Raw genomic sequence first — 24,604 nt, 5'->3', positions numbered from 1 at the left:
AGCGATCAGCGCCCCGGGGCGGTGATTTTTTACTCAAAATCACTCCCAATTGTCATGCGGCCCCCCTATAATCGCCGCCTTTGGCCGGAATGCTGCTGTAGAAACCCCGCAGGCCCCCGCCCCGACTTACCAAGATTTAACGCCCAGAGGCCCCCAGTGATAGAGAATCTGCGCAATATTGCGATTATCGCCCACGTAGACCATGGCAAAACCACCCTTGTGGACAAGCTGTTGTCCCAGTCCGGCACTCTCGACCGCCGCGACGAAGGCGCCGAGCGCGTCATGGACTCCAACGATCAAGAGCGTGAGCGTGGCATCACCATTCTGGCGAAAAACACCGCTATCCGCTGGAATGACTACCGCATCAATATTGTCGACACCCCAGGGCACGCCGACTTCGGCGGCGAGGTAGAGCGCGTACTGTCCATGGTGGATTCAGTTCTGCTGCTCGTAGACGCAGTAGATGGTCCCATGCCGCAGACCCGCTTCGTAACCCAGAAGGCGTTTGAGCAGGGCCTCAACCCGATCGTGGTGATTAACAAGATCGACCGCCCCGGCGCTCGCCCCGACTGGGTGATGGACCAGGTATTCGACCTGTTCGACAGCCTTGGCGCCACCGACGAGCAGTTGGACTTCCCGGTTGTCTACGCCTCCGCCCTGAACGGCATCGCCGGTCTCGACGACACCGACCTGGCCGACGATATGACGCCGCTGTTCCAGATGATTGTGGACAAGGTTGAGCCCCCGAAAGTTGACCCCACCGGCGCCTTCCAGATGCAGGTTTCCGCTCTGGACTACTCCAGCTACGTAGGCGTAATCGGCGTTGGCCGTATCACTCGCGGTACCCTGAAGCCGAACCAGCAAGTGGTGGTTCTCGATCGCGAGGGCAACTCGCGCAAAGCCAAGGTCCTGCAGGTTATGGGTTACCTCGGCCTGGAGCGTGTGGAAGTGGAGCAAGCCAGTGCTGGCGATATCGTGTGTATCACCGGTGTAGGTGAGCTAAATATCTCCGATACCCTGTGCGATCTGGATACTCCAGAAGCCCTGCCCGCCCTGAGCGTGGACGAGCCCACCGTGAGCATGACCTTCCAGGTCAACGACTCCCCCTTTGCCGGCCAGGATGGTAAGTTCGTTACCTCGCGCAACATCAAAGAGCGTCTTGACCAGGAGCTGATTCACAACGTGGCCCTGCGTGTAGAGCAAGGCGACTCTCCTGATAAGTTCAAGGTTTCCGGCCGTGGCGAATTGCACTTGTCTGTCCTGATCGAATCCATGCGCCGAGAAGGTTTCGAGTTGGGCGTTTCCCGCCCCGAAGTGGTGCAGAGAGAGGTCGACGGAGAGATCCACGAGCCTTATGAAGAAGTGGTTATCGATGTTGAGGAACCCCATCAGGGGCCCATTATGGAAGAGCTGGGTCTGCGCAAGGCCGATCTCACCAATATGGAGCCCGACGGCAAAGGTCGCGTGCGCCTAACCTTTATCGTGCCCTCGCGCGGCATGATCGGCTTCCGCTCCCAATTCCTTACCATCACCAGTGGTTCTGGAATTATGACCAGTATCTTCGACCACTACGGTCCGGTGAAGCAGGGTGAGGTGGCCAAGCGCATCAACGGTGTACTGGTTTCCATGGTCAAGGGCAAAACCCTCGCCTATGGTCTGTTCGCACTGCAGGATCGTGGTCGCTTGTTCCTGGGCCACGGCGAAGAGGTCTACGAAGGCCAAATCGTCGGTATTCACTCCCGTGGCAACGACCTGGTAGTAAACCCCACCAAGGCCAAACAGCTCACCAACGTGCGCGCGTCAGGTACCGACGATGCACTAACTCTGTCACCACCCATTCGTCACACCCTTGAGCAGGCTCTGGAATTTATCGAAGACGATGAATTGGTAGAGGTGACTCCCAACTTTATCCGCCTGCGCAAGAAAATTTTGCAGGAAAATATGCGCAAGCGTGCGAAGAAATAATTAGTATTTTCTTCAACTTTAAAAAGGGCCCTCTGGGCCCTTTTTTGTTTTACCATTTCATGACACTTTCAGTCCCTGAAAAGGGATAATCAAAACTACTCCGTGGAAACATTACATAGTGAAGAGGTGATTGATTAACTCGACAGCGGCCGTGCTGCACTAAACTCCGGGGGAGACTGCTTGTAATAGGCCGCAAATAACGCTCGCCAGTAACCGGTATTTTTTCCCAATCTCTTAATTTAAAAAGGAAAGTTATCTTCTTTTCAAATTAAATAATCGACCATTTTTATCGTTGATCTGCTCAAATATTTATTCCTGAAAGGTGCAATTAAATTTATGTACGCACTTTTTATTGTCCCCATCACAAAATTACAGCGGAAATAAATATAGCCACTCAGCCACTACTCTCCGTGGCTTGCACATTTATTCCACATTTCCCCGCGGAACTTTTACCTCTCCATTTATTCAAATTTTTCCACATATAACGACAAATTTCTTTATACATAATTAAGACCTATGGGAGGTCAATCTAATGTTTTCTTTCCTGCAATCTCAGGATCGAACAAGGATGTTGGTGGGCAGCCGCAGTGAACGCGGATCTAAATTTGGGTTTAAATTAAAAGCAGCGGCGGCACTCGCAGCAGCAATCGCCATCAGCGGAAACGTCAGCGCACAAGAAACCTCTAAACGTGTATCTGCCTATTGGGCCGATTGGGAATACTGGGCCGACTCATCCTTCACCCATGACAACGTGGATTTCTCCAAGCTCACTCACGTTCAGTACGCCTTTGCCTGGAATGACGAAGATGGCAACATCTACTTTACAGATCCCTACGTTTTCTACGGTCTGGGCGCCCAATCATTTTCCGGCGGCGCCGGTGATGGTCCCGTAAAATGCTCGCCGCAATTCTGGCACCCCTACAGCCAATACGATTCCAGTATTCAGCCCGCGGTCTGCCAGGGCTGGAATGACCACGAATCAGGTTTTGTAAAATCGGTACATGACGACGGTGCCAAGGCGATCCTATCTATGGGCGGCTGGACCCTCTCCCACAAAGTCTCTGAGATGATGGAGAGCGACACCGCACGTGCAGCCTTTATCGAAAATGCAGTGACACTGCTTACTGACTGGGATTTCGATGGTCTCGATCTCGATTTCGAATACCCCGGCTATGCACCGAACGGCGGACGCTCGATCGACAAAGAAAACTTCACCACCCTGCTGCAAGAGCTGCGCGCGCGCTTCGATGAGGTTGAAGCGGAGACCGGCAAAAATCTGGAACTGACCGCTGCCGTGGCCTGTGGCCCCTCGATTGCAGAAGAGGGTTATGATTTTGCTGCTGTGGGCGAAGTCCTCGACTATGTCAACCTGATGACTTATGACTTTGGTGGCGACTGGGATACCGTAGCCCAGCATACCTCGCCGCTGTACCCCTATGAAGGCCAGGTCAACGAAGGCTTCGACGCAGACAGCTGCCGCAATATGTGGATGACTGAGGGCAATATTCCTGCTGAGAAGATCACCCTGGGTATGTCCCACTACGGCCGCAGCGTGGCTGGCGCCACCGCAATCGGTGAAGCCGCCTCCGGACAAGACGTCGCTCACTGGGGCTCTGACACCGAGACGCGCTACTACCAGATCGTTGAGAAAATGCAGAGCGACTCTTCATTCCAGACCGCTTACGATCCCGAGGCCGTCACCCACTATGGTTGGTTTGAGGATGGCGGTTTTATCTCTTTCGAAGATACGACTTCTATCGCCGCACGCGCCCAATATGTGCTCGACCAGGGCCTTGGTGGCGTGATGATCTGGCAGCTACGCGGTGGAATGCTATTGGAGAACAATGAATACCAGTATCCACTACTCGATGCCGCACTCGAAGTTTTCGGACAGGGTGGCTCCAGTGATAGCGATACCGGAGACACTGGCGATACCGGAGACACTGGCGACACTGGCGACACTGGCGACACTGGAGACACTGGAGACACCGGAGACACTGGAGACACCGGAGACACCGGAGACACCGGAGACACCGGAGACACCGGAGACACTGGAGACACTGGAGACACTGGAGACACCGGGGACACCGGAGATACTGGCGACACCGGAAGTGGCGGTGGCAATAATAATGGCGGAAGCAGCGCCTGCGTCGCGTTTGAGCAGCCCTATGCCGGCGACCCAGGTTATTCAGTCGGTGACGTTGTTGTCTTTGAAGGAGTCGCCTACGAGTCCACCCACGAGCCAAACTGGTGGTCTCCAGGTTCCGCGCCATCGCTGTGGACCGAAACCACCTGTCAAACTGAGGGCGAAGGCTCCGACAATGGTTCCGGCAACGGCTCTGACGATAACAACGACAATGGCTCCGATAGCGGTTCTGACGACAACGCCGATAACGGTTCCGATGACAACACCGACAGCAATCAAGGTTCAGGTGAGACCGCTTCCTGCCCCGAATTCCAGCAGCCATATGCTGGTGACGAAGGCTATCAAGTTGGCGACCTAGTAACCTTTGAAGGCCAGGTTTACGTGTCTACCTTTGGACCCAACTGGTGGTCCCCGGCTAACGCTCCCCAGTACTGGGAAGCGAGTTCCTGCCAGTAACCTGGATACACTTTGGCTGCCTTCTCAAGGAAGGCGGCTCAATGTATCTTCTAATAAAAGGGCCCTTATCGGGTCCTTTCTATTTATTATTTAGTCCGCGTTTAAAATAATTATTACGGCGTATCTTGTAAAATATGCATCACCTCACCAAAGTCATCCTTTGACAAATTATATCTCAGCCAGCGAATACCATTATCTGTCAAATTTTGCTCGTACTTAATGTGCTTTTGATCTCGCAGATAAATTCTGAGCCTGGGGTAAGAGGCAATAAATCTCTGCAACTTATAATCAATTAAATTAAATTTATTATTATCATCCATTCTTAAAATGTATTTTGGAACCCAACGGCTGCGTGCCGCGCCAGTACCAGTAGCTGTTTCAACCGTCTGAATTTGGCTCCAATTATACTCTTTAGGAAAAAGGGAAAATAATGAATTAAATTTCACTCCATTGGAGCTGACAACAAAATAACTATTTAGCCCCAAGACCATCAAAGGTATAAAACAAGCCGAAAAAAACGAGAGAATTCTAAAATTGTTACGAATTGACTGCTTTAACCCATAGCCTCAAAATATCTTAGACTGAGCTCCTTATCAAGTTCTGCTCTTGCCGTAGGGATTAAGTATGAAATCAGCTTCGAGAAGGTCGCAAATAATATTATAGAAATAAACATTACTGGCAGCATTAATAAAATATACCCCTCATTAGTAAGGTCTGCCAAGATGGCGCCCTCAGCTAAAGACTCTACTCGCCGATATACTAAAAGCTTAAAGTAAGAAACAACTATAATAGCCACCAATAAAAGAGAAAGCACGATGACAAACCAGTCCCACTTGCAGCGAATAATAACGCGCTTTCGATTCAGCAGCGGCATTGGGAACTGTAAAAAAGAGGATCTCTTTTTTACTTTAGGAGACTCCCACTCTAGACACAAAGCACATCTATGTCCTACATCTTCATAGATTTCTTGTTCCTGTATGCAGACTTTACAATAATTCATAGCTACTAAAAATTTATTAGATTTAAAAAATACGCATAGAAGCCGGACGTATTTATTAAATCATTAATAACTAACTTTATCGAATAGATGTCTCGTTAAGACCAACGAAAGCAACATTTAGCACGATAGAACCAAATAATTAAATGTAGGCATAGCACTTAATAATCAGCGAAAAGTTAGAAAAGGCTGTATAGCACCCGAATAACTCTCAATTAATGAGATCAAAAGATAACTTAGTAAGTTGTTGCTTGTTAGACTGACATTCCATGGCTCGATATGCCTGCACAGCAGAACTACTTTATATACGTCATATTAGGTTATTGAAGTAACCAGTAACTGTATGGAATCAATAGTGCTTTACTAAATAATTAGTACAAGTAGATTGTATCCCATCCAATTACCCGTGACACATCAATGATGGCCATAAAAGCGCTGCTCAACTTTCTGCCACTGCGCCAATGCAGTTTGTGAGTGCAAACAAACTGTGAGTCTCTCGAACCTTGAGGCATAAGCGCGTAAAACGGCCAATCCCTGATGTGCTGCAATCTCGTGAGGGAAGCGGTTAGTGCCAGCTCCCAGTGCCGGAAACAGTATCGTTTTGCAACCGCGCTCTATCGCCAACTCCAAAACGCTTTCATAGCAGTGCCTCAACAGCACTATGGCCTGGCTCCCCCATTGATCGCCACTGCTCCACTGGGGCGTAACAGTATGCAATAAGTACTCGACCGGTAAATCATAGGCTCGAGTCAAGCGAGCTTCACCGACTGGGCAGGCTCTTTGCTTGGTACACTGGGGAGTTAATTGAGTCCCGCAATGGGCATAAATCTGCGCTGAAAGCCCCCGCCCCCGAATAAGGTGCTTGTGTGCCGGACACACCAACGCATCTCCACGCATCGTCAAAATATCGCCAGAAGTCAGTTGAATTTGTGTCACGATTTCTCAGTTCTAAAGTTTGAGTTACTGATACTGTAGCTTGCTACTTTGGTCGGTGACAGATTCCCCCTATACTCAGCATTGCTTCACTCCGGCAGTGGCTACCAGCATAGTTGTATGATGCAGGGCGGTCCCGAGCAAGCGGAAGGTTGCAGTCGGTATAGCAACGGGAATGACTATGAGCTCAGGGTATAACAATCAAAACCCCGCGATATCCACCTCTATTGATGAAGTGCAGCGCATAGATCTGCGCAGACGGATATTGGCCTCCTCTTATATGCTGATATTCGCTATGGCTATCACCGGGGCCATGGCGATCATCGCTCTTACTGCAACCAATATCCTGCAGGCATCGACGCTTTTTATCGTCGCGGTGGTTATTTTATTTGCGTATATCACTGTCAATATCATCGGTCCTACCGAGAAAACACCCTTATTAGTGGGAATTCTTTTATTGGCGCTGTATTTCTACTTACTAATGACTGGTGGTGTAAACAATACCGGATTGATGTGGGCAGTTATGCTGGTCCCCGGATTTATCAACCTTTACGGCTATAAAACCGGTACCACTGCACTGCTCGGAATAGGTCTTGCTACGGCAACAATCCTGTTTTACCCAGATTTCCCCGGTCTCACGGCCAAATATGATACGGCCTATCGCGCGCGTTTTATTGCAGTATTTGGCGCGCTTACTGCTTTAACTGCATTACTTGACAGTAGCCGCCACCAAACTCAGCAGCTCCTTCAAAGATTAACAAGTGAATTGGAGACTTATGCTGCCACGGACACATTGACCGGATTAGCCAATCGCAGAGAAGCATTTCGCGCCATTCATGAATTAGAGCGCCGGAATGATGAGCTGAAAGATCAATATGTCATCCTTATCGGAGACTTAGATAACTTCAAGACGATCAACGATACCTACGGGCACTCCTTTGGCGACCGCGTATTACAAGATGTTGCCAAGATATTGAAAAGTAACACCCGATCTGAGGATATTGTGGCGCGCTGGGGCGGCGAAGAATTTTTATTGCTATTGCCGAATACTGACTTGAAAGGCGGCAGTGTCCTTGCAGAAAAACTTCGTCGTAGAGTATCCACCCTCAGTCGCCGCTATACACGCCCGGTAAAAATCTCAATCAGTCTCGGAGTCGTCGAAGGCAGTACCAATGGCAAGCCACTCAATCAGCTATTGGCCGAAGCAGATAAACGTATGTATCGAGCCAAGAATGGCGGGCGCAACAAAGTGGTAGCCGCATAAATATTAAGTCACCAAGTGGCGCAGTAGATAGCCAACGGAGAGTGCCAGAGCCGCTGCACTACTGCCAAAAAACAGAGTTTTTAAGCCCGCCACAATCAGGTGGTGGGAAAACACCAGGCCTTTGCACAAGCCAATAGCAAAAAAAGCACAGACCGAAAGAACGGCACTCGCATAAAATTGTTCGGCGGGATTAAGGCTGTGGAAAAGGTAGGGCAACAGGGGAATAGCACCTATACACAAAAAAGCAGCGAAGGTTATCAGTGCCGCCCCAGAGGCTTATGCTCTAAGCGGCTTATACCGTACTCTTCCGCCAGCATTGTCTCTATCCACAGCTTTTGATTCGCGGTGATAGTGGCAACAATATTGTCGAGAACTTCACCTCGAAATCCCTTTCGATAGAAAATTTGCCTGATCTCTTCCCGCTCTCCCTCGGGAATTAAAGCAATATGCTGACGCTCTGTACGCATAGCCGCGGCTCGTTGTTCACGCTCCACACTGGCAGCTTCATAATTGCTTACCGCCATGCTGAAACCATCAGCGATAAGATTGGCAAAGCCCATCACAAGCACAACCGCTTCGGAGAAGCCTGCACCAAAAGCGCCTGCAACAATGGCAAAGGTAGTTACGCAGCCATCTATCGCTCCCAAAACAAAATCAGAGAGCCACTGTGACTGTGGACGACTTCGCAAGCGCGCCTCAATACGCTCCGGTCGATGCTCCTCAATTAGCGCTTCCCGGCTTTCCTGTTGGTGTTTTGGGTTTTGCCGGTCCATAACCAGGAGAACTACTGTAAAAACCGCTGCATAACATAAGCATCTTGCAACCTTCCCAAAGGATCGGTAAATGCTCTATCTAGCGTTTTGATAATAGTGAAGCCCAGCTCGGTATAAAGGGTTATTGCGGGCTCATTGTCGCTGGGAACGTAGTTGAACTGCATTTCCAAATAGCCGGCGTCCTGGGCCCTGGCGATTGCATGCTGGACCAGTGCACGATCTACACCGCGATCGCGCACATCCGTGTGCACGAGAAAGTTGGCTGTCGCGACATGGCTATGAATACCAGGGAAATTAACCCCTAATTTATACACCCCCAGCAGGTGAGGTAACTCTTCGGCAACATAAGTCTGTAAGTCGTCATTAAGCCACTGAGCAGAAAACACTTCTCGACTGATCTTATGTGAGAAAGGCAGATCCCCTCTGTTTCGCACAACACTAAAGAGGCTCCACATGCCTTCGAGGTCACTCTCTATAGCCTGCCGAATATCCATAGGAATCCATATCTCAGACAGTTTGCCGCACTTGCCTAGCGCACAATGAAGCTCCCCCGATCTACACCGGTATTTCCAGTCTTGGGATCATAGGCATATAGCACAATTTCATAAACACCTGGCAAATCCGTCGCAAAGGGCGCACTAAAGGTATTCATAGTCTCCTGTATCTCTAGCGGCACTCGAGCAAATGATTTGCCATCTCTTTTAACCAATGCCACAACTTCTATCTTACTGCCGTCCCAAAGCCCACCATCGGTAAGTGAACATCCGCACATCATTACCACATTAGCGCGAATCTCAAAGGGACTCTGGTCCAAGCCTGTATAGAGATGGGTCTGTGGGCTGAGTAAATCTACCAACATTCCCGGAATTTCCACAATCAGCCCATCACCAGAAATAGGCTTTCCCGGAACCAGCCAAGTCTGTGTCTGCGCCACCACTCGGGCCTGCTTTTTGATATACGGCGCAAGAACTTCCACCGTCAGAAACACCGGCTCACTGATATTCAGTGTAGCGGTAAAGTGTGCAGCGCCATCGGCGATAGATTGGAACCGCTCTCGGGGCGTTTTCATAATTCTGGTGGTGTCACCGGTGCTCCCTTGGGTAAGCCCCTTGGCAAGAATTTCCCCAGAATCTGCATCGCGAATAATAACCATGGCACCACCGATGGAGGAGCCAATAAACTTGGCATCCATGGCCTTGGCGCGGATAGTAATATTGGTGGGCGTATCCTCAGAGAGAGCTTTAGCGCAAAACGGCATTGTGAGTATTTGCACAACTAATAGACATAGGTACAAAGCTATATTTTTCATTTATATTTCTGCTAAGTTTGAATAATTTTGAAAATAACTATAATTCTCTCAACCTTGCAAATGCAACTCTATAGTTTTTTAATTTCTTAGAGGAGCTTTCTCTTCCCTTCATCTGAAAAAATTAAAGCAAGTGATTTTTACATCCCACATTACAATAGCGTATAGGTATTAATTACCAGCCAAATACATGCCACATTAGTAAACAGGGCAGTACGCATGCTGAAACTGGCCGCCAAACTAACGAAAAAAATGGTTTTAACCCTGGCCGCAGCATCTGGTGCTTACGCCCTACTATCTTATATATACAACACCCAGTTTCCTCAATCAGTAACTTTCAGTAGGAATCCTGCTTCAAGACAATCAACTAAAAATTTAGATTATCTAAAAAACAAAGACACGATAAAAATTCTAATTGTTACTGGAGGTGGTGTCCGCGGCCTCATTCCCCTATACGTACTAAAGCATATTGAGAAACATTCTAAAAAACCTATTAATGAGGTATTTGATATTTTCACAGGTGTTTCTACTGGAGCAGTTATTGTAACCGGAATTAATATACCGGGTAATGCTATTCCTAATCATTTTGGTGAAAAAATATCCCATTTAGACTACTTAATAAATATATACAAGAGTGTGACTGGCTACCTGTTCAAGTCTCCGTGGTACCACATAGTACTAACAGGTGCTGGGCTTTTCTCCCCTTCTTACTTTGGAAAACGTTTGCATGAAATCATGGAAAAGTACTACACGAAGGAATTAAATTTTACTGATCTAGATAACTACGTGATCATCCCCGCTCTCAATATTGAAAGCGGAGAGGTGTGCCTATTTAAAAATAGAGGGGAAAATGTATACAACTTACCGACAAACAGTCTGTATCAGTTAATGACAGCAGCAGCGAGTGCAGAAACCGCATTCCCCCCTGTGGCATTTGAAGAAATGAATGCTAACTTTCAGTCATCCCATTTAGATATCGCAGCGCCACAAGAAAATACTTTCGGTAGTGTGTTTGCTGATGCAGCAATCGCTCTAAACAATCCAGCTAGTTTGATATTAAGGGATATTATTCAAGACTTTCCCGATAAGAAATATTATGTTCTGGTCTTATGCTCAGGTTATCCAAGACTATTGAGTTCGAGCATGAAGTACCACTCTTTAAGGAAATGGGGACGTATTCACTGGGCCCGTGATGCCATGGCTAATATTCAAAGATCAATGGACAAAAATCAACTTTATATGCTGGAAGTTGCTAAAATCATTTCAGAAGCAGGACGGATTGAATACGATTTTCTAAACGTTGATATCAATAAACCTTTTGTAGGAATATTTGACCACGATTTATTACATCACCTTAAGAACTACTCTAACAAACTCATTAAGGACAACGAGAAAAGCCTGGAAAAGATAATTAGACACCTACATGATTTAGAGTAGATATATATAGATTTTGTTACGTATTACGATCTCAAAATAGTACGATCAGATTTTTTAAACTGCTGCTCTTCGCAGAGAAAAAAGTAAAGAAATAAGCCGGGCTATGCCCGGCTTATTTAAAAAAATTAACGGAACTACTTAAGACTGTTTAACTGACTCTACCCAAGAGGCTACGCGGCTCTCCAATACGGGCACTGGCAAAGCACCGCCACCCAGCACGGTATCGTGGAATCCGCGAATATCGAATTTATCACCCAACTGATCTTCAGCCTGCTTGCGCAGCTCCTGAATCTTCAGCATACCGATCTTGTAAGCAGTCGCCTGGCCCGGCCACGCCAAGTATCGACGTACTTCGGAACGTACTGCAGTCTCGGGGATTGCGGAGTTTTGCAGGAAATACTCCACCGCTTGCTCTTCACTCCAGCCTTTGGCATGCAGGCCGGTATCAACAACAAGGCGAATGGCTCGCCACATTTCAGCCGTCAGGTGGCCAAACAGGTTATAGGGATCTTCGAAGGCCCCCATTTCTTTAGCAAGCTTCTCAGAGTACAGCGCCCAGCCCTCTACATAGACAGTAAAGTGAGCTTGAGTGCGGAACTGCGGGATACCTTCCAATTCCTGAGCAATCGAGATCTGCATATGGTGACCGGGGTTACCTTCGTGGTAGGCCACAGTTTCCATATCAGTCGTGGAATAGGCACTCATATCGGACAGGTGCGCATAGTAAATACCCGGGCGGGAACCGTCGGGTGTGCCGGGGTAGTAATGCTGGGCACCGCCATCCTGCTCACGGAAGGACTCAACCCGCTTTACGACCAACTCAGCTTTCGGCAGAAGGCCAAAGTATTCCGGCAACTTCTTGGTAATGTTGTCCAGGAACGCGGTTGAGTCATCCAGGTAGCCCTGGCGACCTTCATCGGTATTCGGATAGTAGAATTGACCATCTTCGCGAATAAACTTGAAGAAGTCCTGCAGGCTACCTTCGAAACCAACCTGCTTCTTGATAGTTTCCATCTCACCACGGATACGCGCCACTTCTTCCAGGCCAATATTGTGAATCTGGTCGGCAGTCAAGTCCGTAGTTGTGGTGTTGGCGAGGCGCTGATTGTAGTAAGCCATACCATTGGGCAAGCTACTAGCACCTTGAGGCTCTGCTGAGGCCTTCTGCATATCCGCTTTGAGCCAGGTAACCAGCCCTTGATATGCGGGGAAGAACTCAGTCTCTAATGCCTTGCGCGCTTCCGCAGTCAGCTTGTCTGCCTGCTTCTGATCAATAGTACCGGCTTCGAGCAGCTCAGCGATTTTCCCTTTGGCACCGGCCCACAGAGGTGCGTCTTCACCATCGGTAAACGGCGCGCCTTCAATCAATTTACTGGACTGGTCAATCGCACCCTCATAGGCAAAGCGCGGGGGGCGGATACCTTCTTTGGACGACAGCTTGGCGCGGTCAAGCAACTGGTTGATCGCGCGGGAGATACCACCGATACGGGTGATATACGCCTGCATATCTTCAACGTTGTCGACCTTGTGGAAGTTCAGCAGGAAGTTGGGCAACTGCGATTGTGCACCTCCCATCTGCTCAAAGATGTAGCCGTGACGGATAAACGGCGCAGCGGCCTTGGCCTGTTCAAACTGATAAATCCAGATATCGTAGGAGGTTTTCCCTTCCTGAGTCAGCTTGCTGTAGTCGAAATTCTTCTTGAGCTCTTCAACACTTTTCTCTTGCCAAACCAAGCGGCGAGCCTCTGCGGCCTCACTCATATCGTCGATTTGGTCGTAGTGATCTTTGCGACCCAGGTAGGACAGCTGAATCGGGCTGAACTGCAGCTGTTCCTCATAACGCTCATCCAGCCACTCAGTCAGGCGCTTGGTTTCGGCAACCGCATCTACAGTTACTGAGGCCTCGGCAGCTACATTTTGGGGCTTATCTACGTTGGCTCCAGTCTGGGTACTCTTGTCACCCTGACAGCCCGCAAGGATAGCGACAGCCAGCAGGCTGGGGATCAGTGGGTTGTTCAGCTTTATCGGCATCTTCCTATCTCGATCAAAAGTTGTACAAAAAAACGCCGCTAACTTTGACACGAATTCGGTGAGGTGTCGATTCATGCCCCCCAGAACGCCATATGTTTGCGTTGAGTTGAGGCAAATCGGAGATTTTGGACTAGGTGGACCCAATACCTGGAGCAGGATATTGCCACAAGTGACCCCGCGGTAATGGACTAACGCCGGCTTGTGACCCGGTCCACGATATGTAGCTCTCGCTGGGGAAAGGGTACCGTCAAGCCTTCTGCCTCAAGTGCAGGTTTAAGCTTTTGCATCAGGGACCAGTAAACATCCCAGTACTGATCATTGGCAGCCCAGGCCCGCAACTGTAAATTGACCGCGCTGTCAGCAAGCGCCTTAACAGCGAAACTTGGCTCTGGCTCAGCGAGAATACGGGGTTCCTGTTCTACTAGGCGACGTAATACTGTTAGACCGCGATCAATGTCATCGCCATAGGCGATACTCGCCACAATCTCGATACGGCGAGTCTTATTGCGACTGAAGTTGGTGAGCACTTGCCCCCAGATAGCACTGTTGGGTGCGGTAATACGCAGCCCATCCATGGTATCCAGCTCCGTAGTAAACAGCCCTACCTCGCGAACAGTGCCCAATATGGCACCGAACTGAATCACATCCCCAACGCGAAACGGCCGCAATCCCAGCAATAGGAACCCCGAAGCAATATTTTGCAGGGTATCTTTCAACGCTAAGGCTACTGCCACACCAGTAGCGCCGAGTAGAGCAATTAAGCTGGTAGTGTTAATACCAAAGACATCCAATACCAGCAGTGCGCCAACAATATAAACCGCCCAGCTCGAAATACTGCGCAGTACCGGGCGCAAGGTAATATCAAACCGGTCCGGTAGACGATCAACCGCTCTGCGAGCAAGATGGGCCACAAACAGCGTCACCAAAACTACCAGTAGTGCGGCCGCCAGCTTTAGGGATAATGCTGTTACTTGGGGCCAGTACTCGTTGAGCAAGCTATTAATATTCATCGACCCTCGAAAATAAATCCCTATTTTAAATTCAAGCCAAACCTAAATTCTGTGCCTCATCGACACAACGCTGATGAGCCGGACACGTTTCCAGGTGATCATTGACCATTCCAGTTGCCTGCATATGCGCATACATAATGGTTGATCCCACAAAACTAAAACCCGCTTTCTTTAACGCCTTACTCATCGCATCAGATTCTGCTGTTGTGGCCGGCACCTGCTTCATGGAGCGGGGGCGATTAACAATCACTCTTCCACCGGTGAACTGCCAAAGAAAATCCTTTAAGGATATACCGCGATCGCGCAACTCGAGGGTTGCCCGTGCATTCTTGATGGCCGATTCAACCTTGAGCCGGTTGCGAATAATTCCCGGGTTGAGAAGTAATTTCTCTACCTTTTTAGGGGTGTACCGAGCAATTTTTTCAGCATCAAAATTATTAAACAATTTACGGTAATTCTCCCGCTTATTGAGCACTGTAATCCAGGATAAGCCCGCCTGGGCCCCCTCCAGCAACAAAAACTCAAACAAGGTCTGGTCATCGGTAACCGGCCTACCCCACTCCTCATCGTGGTAATTTTGATAAAGTGGTGTAGACAGGCACCAGCCACAGCGCTTTTCCGTCATCATTACTTCCTTTTTATGACTAGCTTGCGCCGGAGAAAAAGTAATACTGAATAAGCTGTAAAACCAAAAGCAAGGCAACTAACCCAAAAATAATATTATTACGATTCACTTCGACTCCAACAAATTGTTCTGCACTAACCAATCGCGACATTCGCATAACATAATATCCAAAGCCACCCCCGATTGATAACCGAGTTCACGTTCAGCTTTAGCACTACTAGCAACGACTCTCCGCGTTACCAACGTGGCTTTTTCAGGGGTAATAACCGGCTCTTGCCCACTCACCCGAGACCAGAGGTCAGAAAACCAGGCGATAGATTGAATTAGAAATGCCGGTGTGGTGCGTTTTGGTACAGGTTTATGCAATAGCTCAGCGATCTTTCCAAAGAATTCTAAAAAACTGGCATCCGTTCCGGCCAGGATATAATTTTCGCCACACCGCCCCTTTTCAACCGCGTCGATATGCGCTCGCGCTACTGCACCGGCATGGCAAAAAGAACCCCAGCCCGGTGGAACACCTGGTAATTGATTTTTATCAATCAGAAAAAAGGTCTGCGCCCAGCTGGTGGTATCGTATTTTCCAACAATTGCACAAGGGTTTAGAAATACCGCATCCAGGCCCTGCTCAATTTCCTTGCGAACGGCAATTTCCTCTCTTTTTTTCGTGTACAGATAGTGATGATGAGGGTCATCTGCCAGCTTATCACTTTCTTCAGTAATTCTTTCCTTATGGTAGCCATAAGCAGAAATTGAGCTGGTCACCACCATACGCCCTACATTTTTCTCCCTGGCAACTTTGGCAATATTCGCCGCCCCCTCAACATTATCCTTCCATTGCTGGGCATTACCACCGCGCCACATACTGGTATTAGCCGCCATATGGAAAAGCGCATCGACATTATTTGGGATTGCAGCTTGAAGGGACTGAGGGTCATTCAGAGAGGCTTCAACCAGGTTGACGCCCAAAGAGCGCAACATATCAGTATTGGAGGTGCGCCGATGCATAGTGGTAACTTTCCATCCATCACCAACCAATTGCTCTACCAAATTAGCGCCGAGAAAACCGGTTCCCCCGGTTACAAATGCATGTTTCATAAATCCACCGGATGAGTTGTTATCGTTATTCATACCCAGTGACTAGCTCTATCGAAGCCACCTCCTTCCGGAAGGGCAGACCGGTTGGTGATACCACCACTCCGACAGAGTGGGCGGCACACTAACTTCATTAGTGACACCGCCCCAAAACTAAACCCTATTTGCAATCGTCCTACCGGGAGTTTTATTGATTGATCCCGCTATTACTCTTGCTGGGTTAGCTGGAAAGGCTACTCGATTTTCATGCCCACCTGGTAGGCAAGGAAGCTCCACTGATTGGCGAAGTCTTCCACCTGCATCCATACCGGCTTGCCTGCACCGTGCCCTGCCCTAGTCTCCACGGCAAGCCAGACCGGTTTGTCACAGCCCTGATCCCTTTGTAGGGCTGCCGCAAATTTGTAGCTGTGCCAGGGAACCACTCGATCATCGCGATCGGCTGTTGTGATCAGCGTGGCCGGATAGCAGGTGCCCTCACGGGTGTTGTGGACCGGAGAATAGGCATGCAGCGCTTTAAACTCATCGCGATTTTCACTAAGCCCATAATCGCTCGACCACTGCCGGGCATTAGCGGAAGCGGTATGATATCGCAGCATATCCAGGACACCCACTACCGGTAATGCCGCCGCAAACAAATCCGGTCGTTGTACCAGCGTTGCCCCCGCCAATAGTCCACCATTGGAGCGACCACTGATAGCAAGCTTTTCAGGAGAAGTCACTTTCTCCTCGATCAGCCACTCAGCTGCAGCGATAAAATCATCGAAGACATTTTGCTTTTGCGTCTTGGTACCCGCCTGGTGCCAAGCATTGCCGTACTCGCTACCACCGCGCAAGTTGGCCAGTGCCAGGGTGCCACCCATATCCAACCAACCGACAAAGCGGTTGTAGAAGCGCGGTAACTGAGCGGAGTTAAAACCACCATATCCATAAAGCAGCGTCGGGTTGGAGCCATCTCGCTTCATTCCCTTTTTATGCACCAGGAATAGGGGCACCCGAGTACCATCCTTACTCTTATAGAAATGCTGACTCACAGTCAGATCGGAAAAATCTGCTGCATATTTTGGCTGCTTGAACAGCTTAGTTTCACCAGTCTGCACATTCAGGTGGTAGATACTCGGCGGGGTAATAAAATTAGAGAAAGCGTAGAAGGTCTCGACTTCATTCGGCTCACCATAAAACCCCTTCACTGAACCCACTCCCGGCAGCTTCAGCTCGTACTGTTTCTTACCATTAGTATCGGTCACCAGCACTCGCGATTTCGCATCCTCCAGGTAGTGAAGCACTAAGCGATCGCCGATATAACTGGCACTCTGCAGGGCACTAGTCGTCTCCGGTACCAGATCGCGCCAGTGTTTGCGTTGTGGCTTATTCAGATCAATAGCGATTACACGGCCCAACGGCGCCCCCGCATTAGCCTTAAAGTATAAGGTACTCCCTTTATTACCGAGATACTGGTACAGGCCATCCCAGTCATCCAGAAGCTTAATTACCTTACCGCTTTCATCGCGTAAATCGCGATAGTAAAAGCCGTTCGAGTCATATCCATCGAAAATATCAAAGATTAGATAATTACCATCGTTACTCACTATCGCTCCGGGGTTGCGAGTGGGATGGTCAGTAATTTCATAAATCAGTTGATCACTCTCCTGGGCATCTCCCAGTCGGTGAAAATAGACGGCTACCTGTTTGCTATCATCCGCCGTGCCATCTCTGTTAAACGGGTACCGGCTATAGTAAAAACCAGACTCATCCGGCGCCCAACTGGCATCGCTAAACTTGATACCGGTCAGTTGTTCCTTCAGATCCTTGCCTGTCTTTAGGTCGCGAATACGATAGTCGGTCCAGTCAGTACCACCATCCGAGATACCGTAAGCCAGATAGCGGCCCTTAGGGCTGACTTTGAGGCGCTTGGCAGCAATAGTGCCATCTTCACTAAGGCTACGTGGATCCAAGACCGTATCGCGCTCAGCAGACAAGCTAGAAGCCTTATAAAAAACATTTTGATCCCAATCACCGGTGTTGTAGCTGTAGTAATAGCTATCGCCCTTCTTGTACGGAACACCGTAGCGCTCGTAGCGCCACAACTCTGCAAGCCGGTCATTGATTTTCTGCCACCCGGGCAGGTCCTTCAAACGCGGTAATGAATGGTCATTCTGTTTAGCGACCCAACTCTTCACCTCATCACTGGACATTTTTTCCATCCAGCGATAGGGGTCAGCCACCTTTTGACCAAAATATTCATCAATTTGAGCACCCGGCTTACTATCCGGATAGCTATCAGCTGCGTGAACACTCACCGCAGCAAGTGCACCGGCAACCAGTGCCAATAGCTGTCTCTTCATACCGTTATTCTCGGTTTCTCTACAGGGAACAGTCCGCTAATCTAGGCGATTTAGCCGATCGGTTCCAGAGCAGCAGAGAGAAGTGAGATGAAAGGATTGATCCAAAGGGTAAGCCATGCCCAGGTTAATGTAGCGGGAGAGGCCGTTGGGACCATAGATAAAGGTATCCTCCTGCTGTTAGGCATCGAAGCCCAGGACACTACCTATAGTGCAGATAAGCTGCTGCACAAAGTCCTGAATTACCGTATTTTTCCCGATGATAAAGGGCGTATGAATCTCAACCTCCAGAAGGCGGGAGGTGGGCTCCTGATTGTCAGTCAGTTCACACTAGTTGCCGAAACTGATAGAGGTTTACGCCCGAGCTTTAGTCGCGGCGCATCACCAGAATACGCGGAGGAGCTCTACAACTATTTCGTTAAAAGTTCCAAAGCCCAATTTACGCCAGTGGCCACTGGAATATTTGCAGCGGATATGCAGGTTTCACTAGTCAATGACGGCCCGGTAACTTTTATGCTGGAAACCTAGAGACCTTCCACAGGCTCTTTCTGTTGTTTCACCTAATCAGGAAAACTCTACCAGTTGGTTAGGTTGCTAATGACTAAAAATATCGCTAAAAAATGGAGAGTCAAAGGATGACTAAGAAGCCTATAGTAGTAAACAGTGATATCAAACTCGATCCACTTTCGGATAGTGACACAGAAGTCATCTTTGCCTTAATTGAAAATAACAGACCACTGCTAGAGAAATATCTCTATTGGGCAAAGCTTGTTATCGACCTCCCGACCACTGAAAAATATATTACCGATAGAATATTCAGTAATAGCTTCGGAGCATCCTGGTACAAGATCCACTATTCAGGCAAAGTAGTCGGGATCTTTGGTATCAAGGAAATTGATCTTAAAAAACAAAATGCAGAAATAGGATATTGGTTATGTAAAAGCTTTCATGGCAATGGAATCGTGACTCGAATCATAAATAAAATATCTAGCTACTTGAAAGATCTGCACGATATTCAAGAGTTGAAAATTCACTGCTTATCTGAAAACAGTGCCAGCATAGCCGTAGCAGAACGCGTAGGTGGAGTGCATAGTGAAACTATTCCAAATTATTATTCGATTGATGGAATATTTCAGGACTTAAAAATCTACACAGTTCCTACCTGATTCATTATTTTAACTGTGGAGTACAGGAATATTTATTGCTGAATACTTACTGGACTCCACTCAATACCATCTGACCCTTGTCCCGCATTAAATATACGCTTAACTTTCCAAGTTGCGGTATCTATTTCAACAACTTTTCCGTCTCTCTGAGAACCGGCAAACAAAAACTTTCCGTCCGGAGAGAAAAATAGCGATGCTGGCTGTCTGGCCCCTGCGCTGCCGACATCAATCTCATGTAACTGTTTACGGGTCTTGGCGTCATACACGAGTATACGATTACCATTTAAGTCTGCTACAGCTACCACTTCGCCATCAGGGTGAAACCTGATTCGGATAGGCAGAAAACCAACATCTATCGTTTCTTTTTGCTTTAATGTTTCAGTATCGAAAATAAAGATATTTTCTGACTGATTATTTCCTATCCATAGCTCGCTATTATCGGGGCTTACCCACACCGCCTCCGGCCCATCCCCTGCCGGTGTTGTAGATTTCAACTCCATAGTTTCTGTATCAATTACACTGAACGTATCCGACCCCCGGCTAGTAACGTAGGCGGTCTTCAGATCAGGTGATAGTGCAAGCATATGGCTACCTACCTGATCAGTACGGGCAACGCCCAGTACTTTTCCTTCAGTCACATCCACCTTTATCACGTCGCTGGTTTCTTCTGTCGTAACAATCACATTATTGCTGTCGCCCAGCCAAGCGATGCCGTGAGGGCCTTTGTGTGGACTGATATCAATTCTATTCAGGCGCTTACCGCTCGCGATATCGAATACATTCAGCTCTTCTCCCACGTACCCATCTTCAAGGTAAGAAACTACCACTACTTTAGATTTATCCGGCGACACTATTAATTCATGGGGCGAACCTCCAGTTTCCGGCTTCTTAACCTCTTGGCCGGAAGCCAGGTCAATAAAACTCACCGTGCCTTCATATTTATTTCCTACTACCAACGTCTGCGCTCCTAGCGATCCAGTAGCTAAAAGTACTAATGACATGGAAATTAAAAGTAGAACTCTCATTAGGAAGCCTCTCGGAGGAATTTGTCGCTAATAGAATGCTTCCTTAACAGCACACCCCAGCGAGCTTTTTAGAACTGAAAAGTCAGTCCTGGTTATCCACTGCAACACTGGATAATAGATCGTAAAAATAGAACTCTTTAGATGTTTTCTTCATTACAGGGATGTTACTAACAGAATTCTTGGATAGTGCTGTGCATAACTTTTGGATAGAGGTCTGGAAGCCTTTAATTTCGTGCAATGAAATAATTCGATTAAAAAACCAACGAAAAAAGTGTCAGGTTATCCACTAAAAGTAAGACCAGAACGTTACTAACAGAAAGTCTGGATAGAGTTGTGCATAACTTTAATAAACGGGCTACAGGCCCCGTGGTTACGGGGGATTACTGCAGAGACTAAAAAATCACCGATATTTTTACCGGCTAAATTTAATTTTTGGCGGAAGTGGTATGGGTACTTTTCTGGTTTTTACGAGGGTTATTTTTGTTGGATGACTTTTTGTGTGAGTGCAAAGGCGTTTGCTACGGAGGTAGGTAAAGGCCTATTTTTATAGGCTTTTTAAGGTGCTCAGGTAATTTTAGCTTTTTCTTTTTTATTTACTGACTGACTTTTAAATAGAAAGTTAGGCATTAAAGTTTTTCAGAATTACTTTTATTTTTTCTATTTAATTTTTACTAAGTATTTTCTGCTTTCTCTCTCTTATTTTTTTAGCTTTTGTTTTTTGCTTCTTTAAAATATTTTCAGCCATAAAAAAAAGGGCCACCCTATTGGGTGGCCCTTTTCGGATTAGAAGCCTGACGATGACCTACTCTCACATGGGGAAGCCCCACACTACCATCGGCGATGTTGCGTTTCACTTCTGAGTTCGGCAAGGGATCAGGTGGTTCCACAACTCTATTGTCGTCAGGCAAACTGGCTTGGGTTGGCGTTGGTCTTATAAGCAAAGTGCTTGGCCTGCCTTGTTATCGCTGTTTGCCTCGGTCATTATTGACCGGCGATAACCCCAAATAAGTCGGTAAAACAATCTGTAGTAATACACCGCAAGCGATCGTATGTCTCTAACCCACAATCCGCTAGCTTAGCTAGTCGTTAGTAACCATCTCTGTTGTATGGTCAAGCCGCACGGGCAATTAGTACTGGTTAGCTCAACGCCTCACAACGCTTCCACACCCAGCCTATCAACGTGGTAGTCTTCCACGGCCCTTCAGGAGGCTCAAGGCCTCAGGGAGATCTTATCTTGAAGGAGGCTTCCCGCTTAGATGCTTTCAGCGGTTATCCCGTCCGAACATAGCTACCCGGCAATGCCACTGGCGTGACAACCGGAACACCAGAGGTTCGTTCACTCCGGTCCTCTCGTACTAGGAGCAACTCTTCTCAAATCTCCAACGCCCACGGCAGATAGGGACCGAACTGTCTCACGACGTTCTAAACCCAGCTCGCGTACCACTTTAAATGGCGAACAGCCATACCCTTGGGACCGGCTTCAGCCCCAGGATGTGATGAGCCGACATCGAGGTGCCAAACACCGCCGTCGATGTGAACTCTTGGGCGGTATCAGCCTGTTATCCCCGGAGTACCTTTTATCCGTTGAGCGATGGCCCTTCCATACAGAACCACCGGATCACTATGACCTACTTTCGTACCTGCTCGACATGTCTGTCTCGCAGTCAAGCGCACTTATACCATTATGCTCATTGCATGATTTCCGACCATGCTGAGTGCACCTTCGTACTCCTCCGTTACTCTTTGGGAGGAGACCGCCCCAGTCAAACTACCCACCATACACTGTCCTCGATCCGGATAACGGACCAGAGTTAGAACCTCAAACATACCAGGGTGGTATTTCAAGGACGGCTCCACAACAACTAGCGTCATTGCTTCAAAGCCTCCCACCTATCCTACACAAATAGGCTCAAAGTTCAGTGCAAAGCTGTAGTAAAGGTTCACGGGGTCTTTCCGTCTAGCCGCGGGTACACTGCATCTTAACAGCGATTTCAATTTCACTGAGTCTCTGGTGGAGACAGCGTGGCCATCGTTACGCCATTCGTGCAGGTCGGAACTTACCCGACAAGGAATTTCGCTACCTTAGGACCGTTATAGTTACGGCCGCCGTTTACCGGGGCTTCGATCAAGAGCTTCGCCGAAGCTAACCCCATCAATTAACCTTCCGGCACCGGGCAGGCGTCACACCCTATACGTCCTCTTACGAGTTTGCAGAGTGCTATGTTTTTAATAAACAGTCGCAGCCACCTGGTCACTTCGACCGGCCTCAGCTTAGGGAGCAAGTCCCATCACCAAAACCGGCGTACCTTCTCCCGAAGTTACGGTACCATTTTGCCTAGTTCCTTCACCAGAGTTCTCTCAAGCGCCTTGGTATTCTCTACCTGACCACCTGTGTCGGTTTAGAGTACGATTCACTATTACCTGAAGCTTAGAAGTTTTTCCTGGAAGCAGGGCATCAACCACTTCACCCACTAAGTGGGCTTCGTCATCAGTTCTCAGCCTTAGGGACCCGGATTTGCCTAAGTCCCCAGCCTACAACCTTAAACATGGACAACCAATCGCCATGCTGGCCTAGCCTTCTCCGTCACTCCGTCGCAGTAATAGCGAGTACAGGAATATTAACCTGTTTCCCATCGACTACGGCTTTCGCCCTCGCCTTAGGGGTCGACTAACCCTGTCCCGATTAGCGTTGGACAGGAACCCTTGGTCTTCCGGCGGGGAGGTTTTTCACCTCCCTTATCGTTACTCATGTCAGCATTCGCACTTGTGATACCTCCAGCAGACCTCCCGATCCACCTTCAACGGCTTACACAACGCTCCTCTACCATGCTCCTAAGAGCATCCGCAGCTTCGGTTATCAGTTTGAGCCCCGGTATATCTTCCGCGCAGGCCGACTCGACTAGTGAGCTATTACGCTTTCTTTAAAGGATGGCTGCTTCTAAGCCAACCTCCTAGCTGTCTGGGCCTTCCCACATCGTTTCCCACTTAACTGATATTTGGGACCTTAGCTGGCGGTCTGGGTTGTTTCCCTTTCCACGACGGACGTTAGCACCCGCCGTGTGTCTCCCGCGATTGCACTCCTCGGTATTCGGAGTTTGCATGGGGTTGGTAAGTCGGGATGACCCCCTAGCCCAAACAGTGCTCTACCCCCGAGGGTGAAACGCGAGGCGCTACCTAAATAGCTTTCGAGGAGAACCAGCTATCTCCCGGCTTGATTAGCCTTTCACTCCGATCCACAGGTCATCCCCTAATTTTTCAACATTAGTGGGTTCGGTCCTCCAGTTGATGTTACTCAACCTTCAACCTGCCCATGGATAGATCGCCGGGTTTCGGGTCTATTGCCTGCAACTAAACGCCCTATTAAGACTCGATTTCTCTACGGCTCCCCTAAGCGGTTAACCTTGCTACAGACAATAAGTCGCTGACCCATTATACAAAAGGTACGCAGTCACCCCGAAGGGCTCCTACTGCTTGTACGTATACGGTTTCAGGTTCTATTTCACTCCCCTCTCCGGGGTTCTTTTCGCCTTTCCCTCACGGTACTGGTTCACTATCGGTCAGCTGGGAGTATTTAGCCTTGGAGGATGGTCCCCCCATATTCAGTCAAGATAACACGTGTCCCGACCTACTCGATTTCACTCTAAATGCCTTTTCGTGTACGGGGCTATCACCCTGTATCGCGGTACTTTCCAGAACCTTCCACTAAAACATAAAGAGCTTAAGGGCTAATCCCCGTTCGCTCGCCGCTACTAAGGGAATCTCGGTTGATTTCTTTTCCTCCGGGTACTTAGATGTTTCAGTTCCCCGGGTTCGCCTCCATAACCTATGTATTCAGTTATGGATACTCCTAAAAGGAGTGGGTTTCCCCATTCGGACATTCTAGGATCAAAGCTTGTGTGCCAGCTCCCCTAGACTTTTCGCAGGCTCCTACGTCCTTCATCGCCTCCAGCTGCCAAGGCATCCACCGTATACGCTTAGTCGCTTGACCATACAACACAAACGACTACTAACGACTTTTAACATCCAGGTAAAATCCTGG

The 24,604-nt window shown here is 48.5% G+C and carries 19 protein-coding genes and 2 rRNA genes; 6 read left to right on the top strand and 15 right to left on the bottom strand.

The window, feature by feature from the left end; translation table 11 throughout:
• Positions 1-156 precede the first annotated feature (156 nt).
• Entirely contained in the window at positions 157-1,965 is a 1,809-nt protein-coding gene (gene typA, locus ACJJI6_RS17895; RefSeq protein ID WP_282930811.1) for a translational GTPase TypA, read from the top strand.
• 532 nt (positions 1,966-2,497) lie between these two features.
• Entirely contained in the window at positions 2,498-4,567 is a 2,070-nt protein-coding gene (locus ACJJI6_RS17890) for a glycosyl hydrolase family 18 protein (RefSeq protein ID WP_475711482.1), read from the top strand.
• 113 nt (positions 4,568-4,680) lie between these two features.
• On the opposite strand, the gene ACJJI6_RS17885 is transcribed toward ACJJI6_RS17890, so the two are convergent.
• The 3 genes from ACJJI6_RS17885 to ACJJI6_RS17875 form a co-directional block, all read right to left on the bottom strand.
• Positions 4,681-5,013, bottom strand: coding sequence for a hypothetical protein (locus tag ACJJI6_RS17885; protein ID WP_475711480.1), 333 nt, complete (start codon positions 5,011-5,013; stop codon positions 4,681-4,683).
• A gap of 107 nt (positions 5,014-5,120) precedes the next feature.
• Positions 5,121-5,441, bottom strand: a complete 321-nt coding sequence (locus tag ACJJI6_RS17880) for a hypothetical protein (RefSeq protein ID WP_475711478.1) — start codon at positions 5,439-5,441, stop codon at positions 5,121-5,123.
• Between the two features lie 537 nt (positions 5,442-5,978).
• A complete protein-coding gene (locus ACJJI6_RS17875) occupies positions 5,979-6,500 on the bottom strand; it encodes a macro domain-containing protein (protein WP_444915235.1) in 522 nt (173 codons plus the stop codon).
• Positions 6,501-6,678: 178 nt separating this feature from the next.
• Between ACJJI6_RS17875 and ACJJI6_RS17870 the strand changes: the two genes are divergently transcribed.
• Positions 6,679-7,761, top strand: coding sequence for a GGDEF domain-containing protein (locus ACJJI6_RS17870; protein WP_444915234.1), 1,083 nt, complete (start codon positions 6,679-6,681; stop codon positions 7,759-7,761).
• Positions 7,762-7,764: 3 nt separating this feature from the next.
• Here ACJJI6_RS17870 and ACJJI6_RS17865 read toward each other — a convergent pair whose 3' ends face one another.
• The 4 genes from ACJJI6_RS17865 to ACJJI6_RS17850 are packed head-to-tail and all read right to left on the bottom strand — an operon-like array spanning position 7,765 to position 9,843.
• Positions 7,765-7,977: a VIT1/CCC1 transporter family protein gene (locus ACJJI6_RS17865; protein ID WP_475711476.1), complete on the bottom strand. Its 213-nt coding sequence runs from the start codon at positions 7,975-7,977 to the stop codon at positions 7,765-7,767.
• A gap of 41 nt (positions 7,978-8,018) precedes the next feature.
• Positions 8,019-8,534: a VIT1/CCC1 transporter family protein gene (locus tag ACJJI6_RS17860; RefSeq protein ID WP_475711474.1), complete on the bottom strand. Its 516-nt coding sequence runs from the start codon at positions 8,532-8,534 to the stop codon at positions 8,019-8,021.
• 11 nt (positions 8,535-8,545) lie between these two features.
• Positions 8,546-9,028 (bottom strand): GNAT family N-acetyltransferase, encoded by a 483-nt coding sequence (locus ACJJI6_RS17855; RefSeq protein WP_444934434.1) that lies wholly within the window; start codon positions 9,026-9,028, stop codon positions 8,546-8,548.
• Between the two features lie 35 nt (positions 9,029-9,063).
• Positions 9,064-9,843, bottom strand: coding sequence for a hypothetical protein (locus tag ACJJI6_RS17850; protein ID WP_475711472.1), 780 nt, complete (start codon positions 9,841-9,843; stop codon positions 9,064-9,066).
• Between the two features lie 216 nt (positions 9,844-10,059).
• Between ACJJI6_RS17850 and ACJJI6_RS17845 the strand changes: the two genes are divergently transcribed.
• Positions 10,060-11,277, top strand: a complete 1,218-nt coding sequence (locus ACJJI6_RS17845; RefSeq protein ID WP_475711470.1) for a patatin-like phospholipase family protein — start codon at positions 10,060-10,062, stop codon at positions 11,275-11,277.
• 138 nt (positions 11,278-11,415) lie between these two features.
• On the opposite strand, the gene ACJJI6_RS17840 is transcribed toward ACJJI6_RS17845, so the two are convergent.
• The 5 genes from ACJJI6_RS17840 to ACJJI6_RS17820 all read right to left on the bottom strand — a co-directional run bounded on the left by ACJJI6_RS17840 (position 11,416) and on the right by ACJJI6_RS17820 (position 18,377).
• The gene (locus tag ACJJI6_RS17840) at positions 11,416-13,308 is read right to left on the bottom strand and encodes a DUF885 domain-containing protein (RefSeq protein ID WP_475711468.1); all 1,893 of its coding nucleotides are present in this window, start codon (positions 13,306-13,308) and stop codon (positions 11,416-11,418) included.
• A 188-nt stretch (positions 13,309-13,496) separates the two neighbouring features.
• On the bottom strand, positions 13,497-14,318 hold the full coding sequence (locus ACJJI6_RS17835) for a mechanosensitive ion channel family protein (RefSeq protein ID WP_475711466.1): 822 nt from the start codon (positions 14,316-14,318) through the stop codon (positions 13,497-13,499).
• 31 nt (positions 14,319-14,349) lie between these two features.
• Positions 14,350-14,943, bottom strand: a complete 594-nt coding sequence (locus tag ACJJI6_RS17830; protein WP_475711464.1) for a DNA-3-methyladenine glycosylase I — start codon at positions 14,941-14,943, stop codon at positions 14,350-14,352.
• 105 nt (positions 14,944-15,048) lie between these two features.
• A complete protein-coding gene (locus tag ACJJI6_RS17825) occupies positions 15,049-16,038 on the bottom strand; it encodes an SDR family oxidoreductase (protein WP_475711462.1) in 990 nt (329 codons plus the stop codon).
• 230 nt (positions 16,039-16,268) lie between these two features.
• A complete protein-coding gene (locus ACJJI6_RS17820; protein ID WP_475711460.1) occupies positions 16,269-18,377 on the bottom strand; it encodes a prolyl oligopeptidase family serine peptidase in 2,109 nt (702 codons plus the stop codon).
• Between the two features lie 87 nt (positions 18,378-18,464).
• On the opposite strand from ACJJI6_RS17820, the gene dtd reads away from it, so the two are divergent.
• Positions 18,465-18,902 carry a D-aminoacyl-tRNA deacylase gene (gene dtd, locus ACJJI6_RS17815; protein WP_475711458.1) on the top strand — a complete coding sequence of 146 codons (438 nt, stop codon included), beginning with the start codon at positions 18,465-18,467 and terminating at the stop codon, positions 18,900-18,902.
• A 107-nt stretch (positions 18,903-19,009) separates the two neighbouring features.
• On the top strand, positions 19,010-19,540 hold the full coding sequence (locus ACJJI6_RS17810; protein ID WP_475711456.1) for a GNAT family N-acetyltransferase: 531 nt from the start codon (positions 19,010-19,012) through the stop codon (positions 19,538-19,540).
• Positions 19,541-19,572: 32 nt separating this feature from the next.
• On the opposite strand, the gene ACJJI6_RS17805 is transcribed toward ACJJI6_RS17810, so the two are convergent.
• From ACJJI6_RS17805 to ACJJI6_RS17795, 3 genes are all read right to left on the bottom strand, one after another.
• A complete protein-coding gene (locus tag ACJJI6_RS17805; protein ID WP_475711454.1) occupies positions 19,573-20,565 on the bottom strand; it encodes a YncE family protein in 993 nt (330 codons plus the stop codon).
• 789 nt (positions 20,566-21,354) lie between these two features.
• A 5S ribosomal RNA gene (gene rrf, locus ACJJI6_RS17800) occupies positions 21,355-21,470 on the bottom strand.
• A gap of 201 nt (positions 21,471-21,671) precedes the next feature.
• Positions 21,672-24,553: ribosomal RNA gene (locus ACJJI6_RS17795) — 23S ribosomal RNA — on the bottom strand.
• Positions 24,554-24,604: the final 51 nt, after the last annotated feature.

It is taken from the genome of Microbulbifer maximicatervae (SeqCode), from assembly GCF_056232625.1.
The sequence above is the reverse complement of the archived record's forward strand: the minus strand, read 5'-3'. Positions and strand labels throughout refer to the sequence as shown.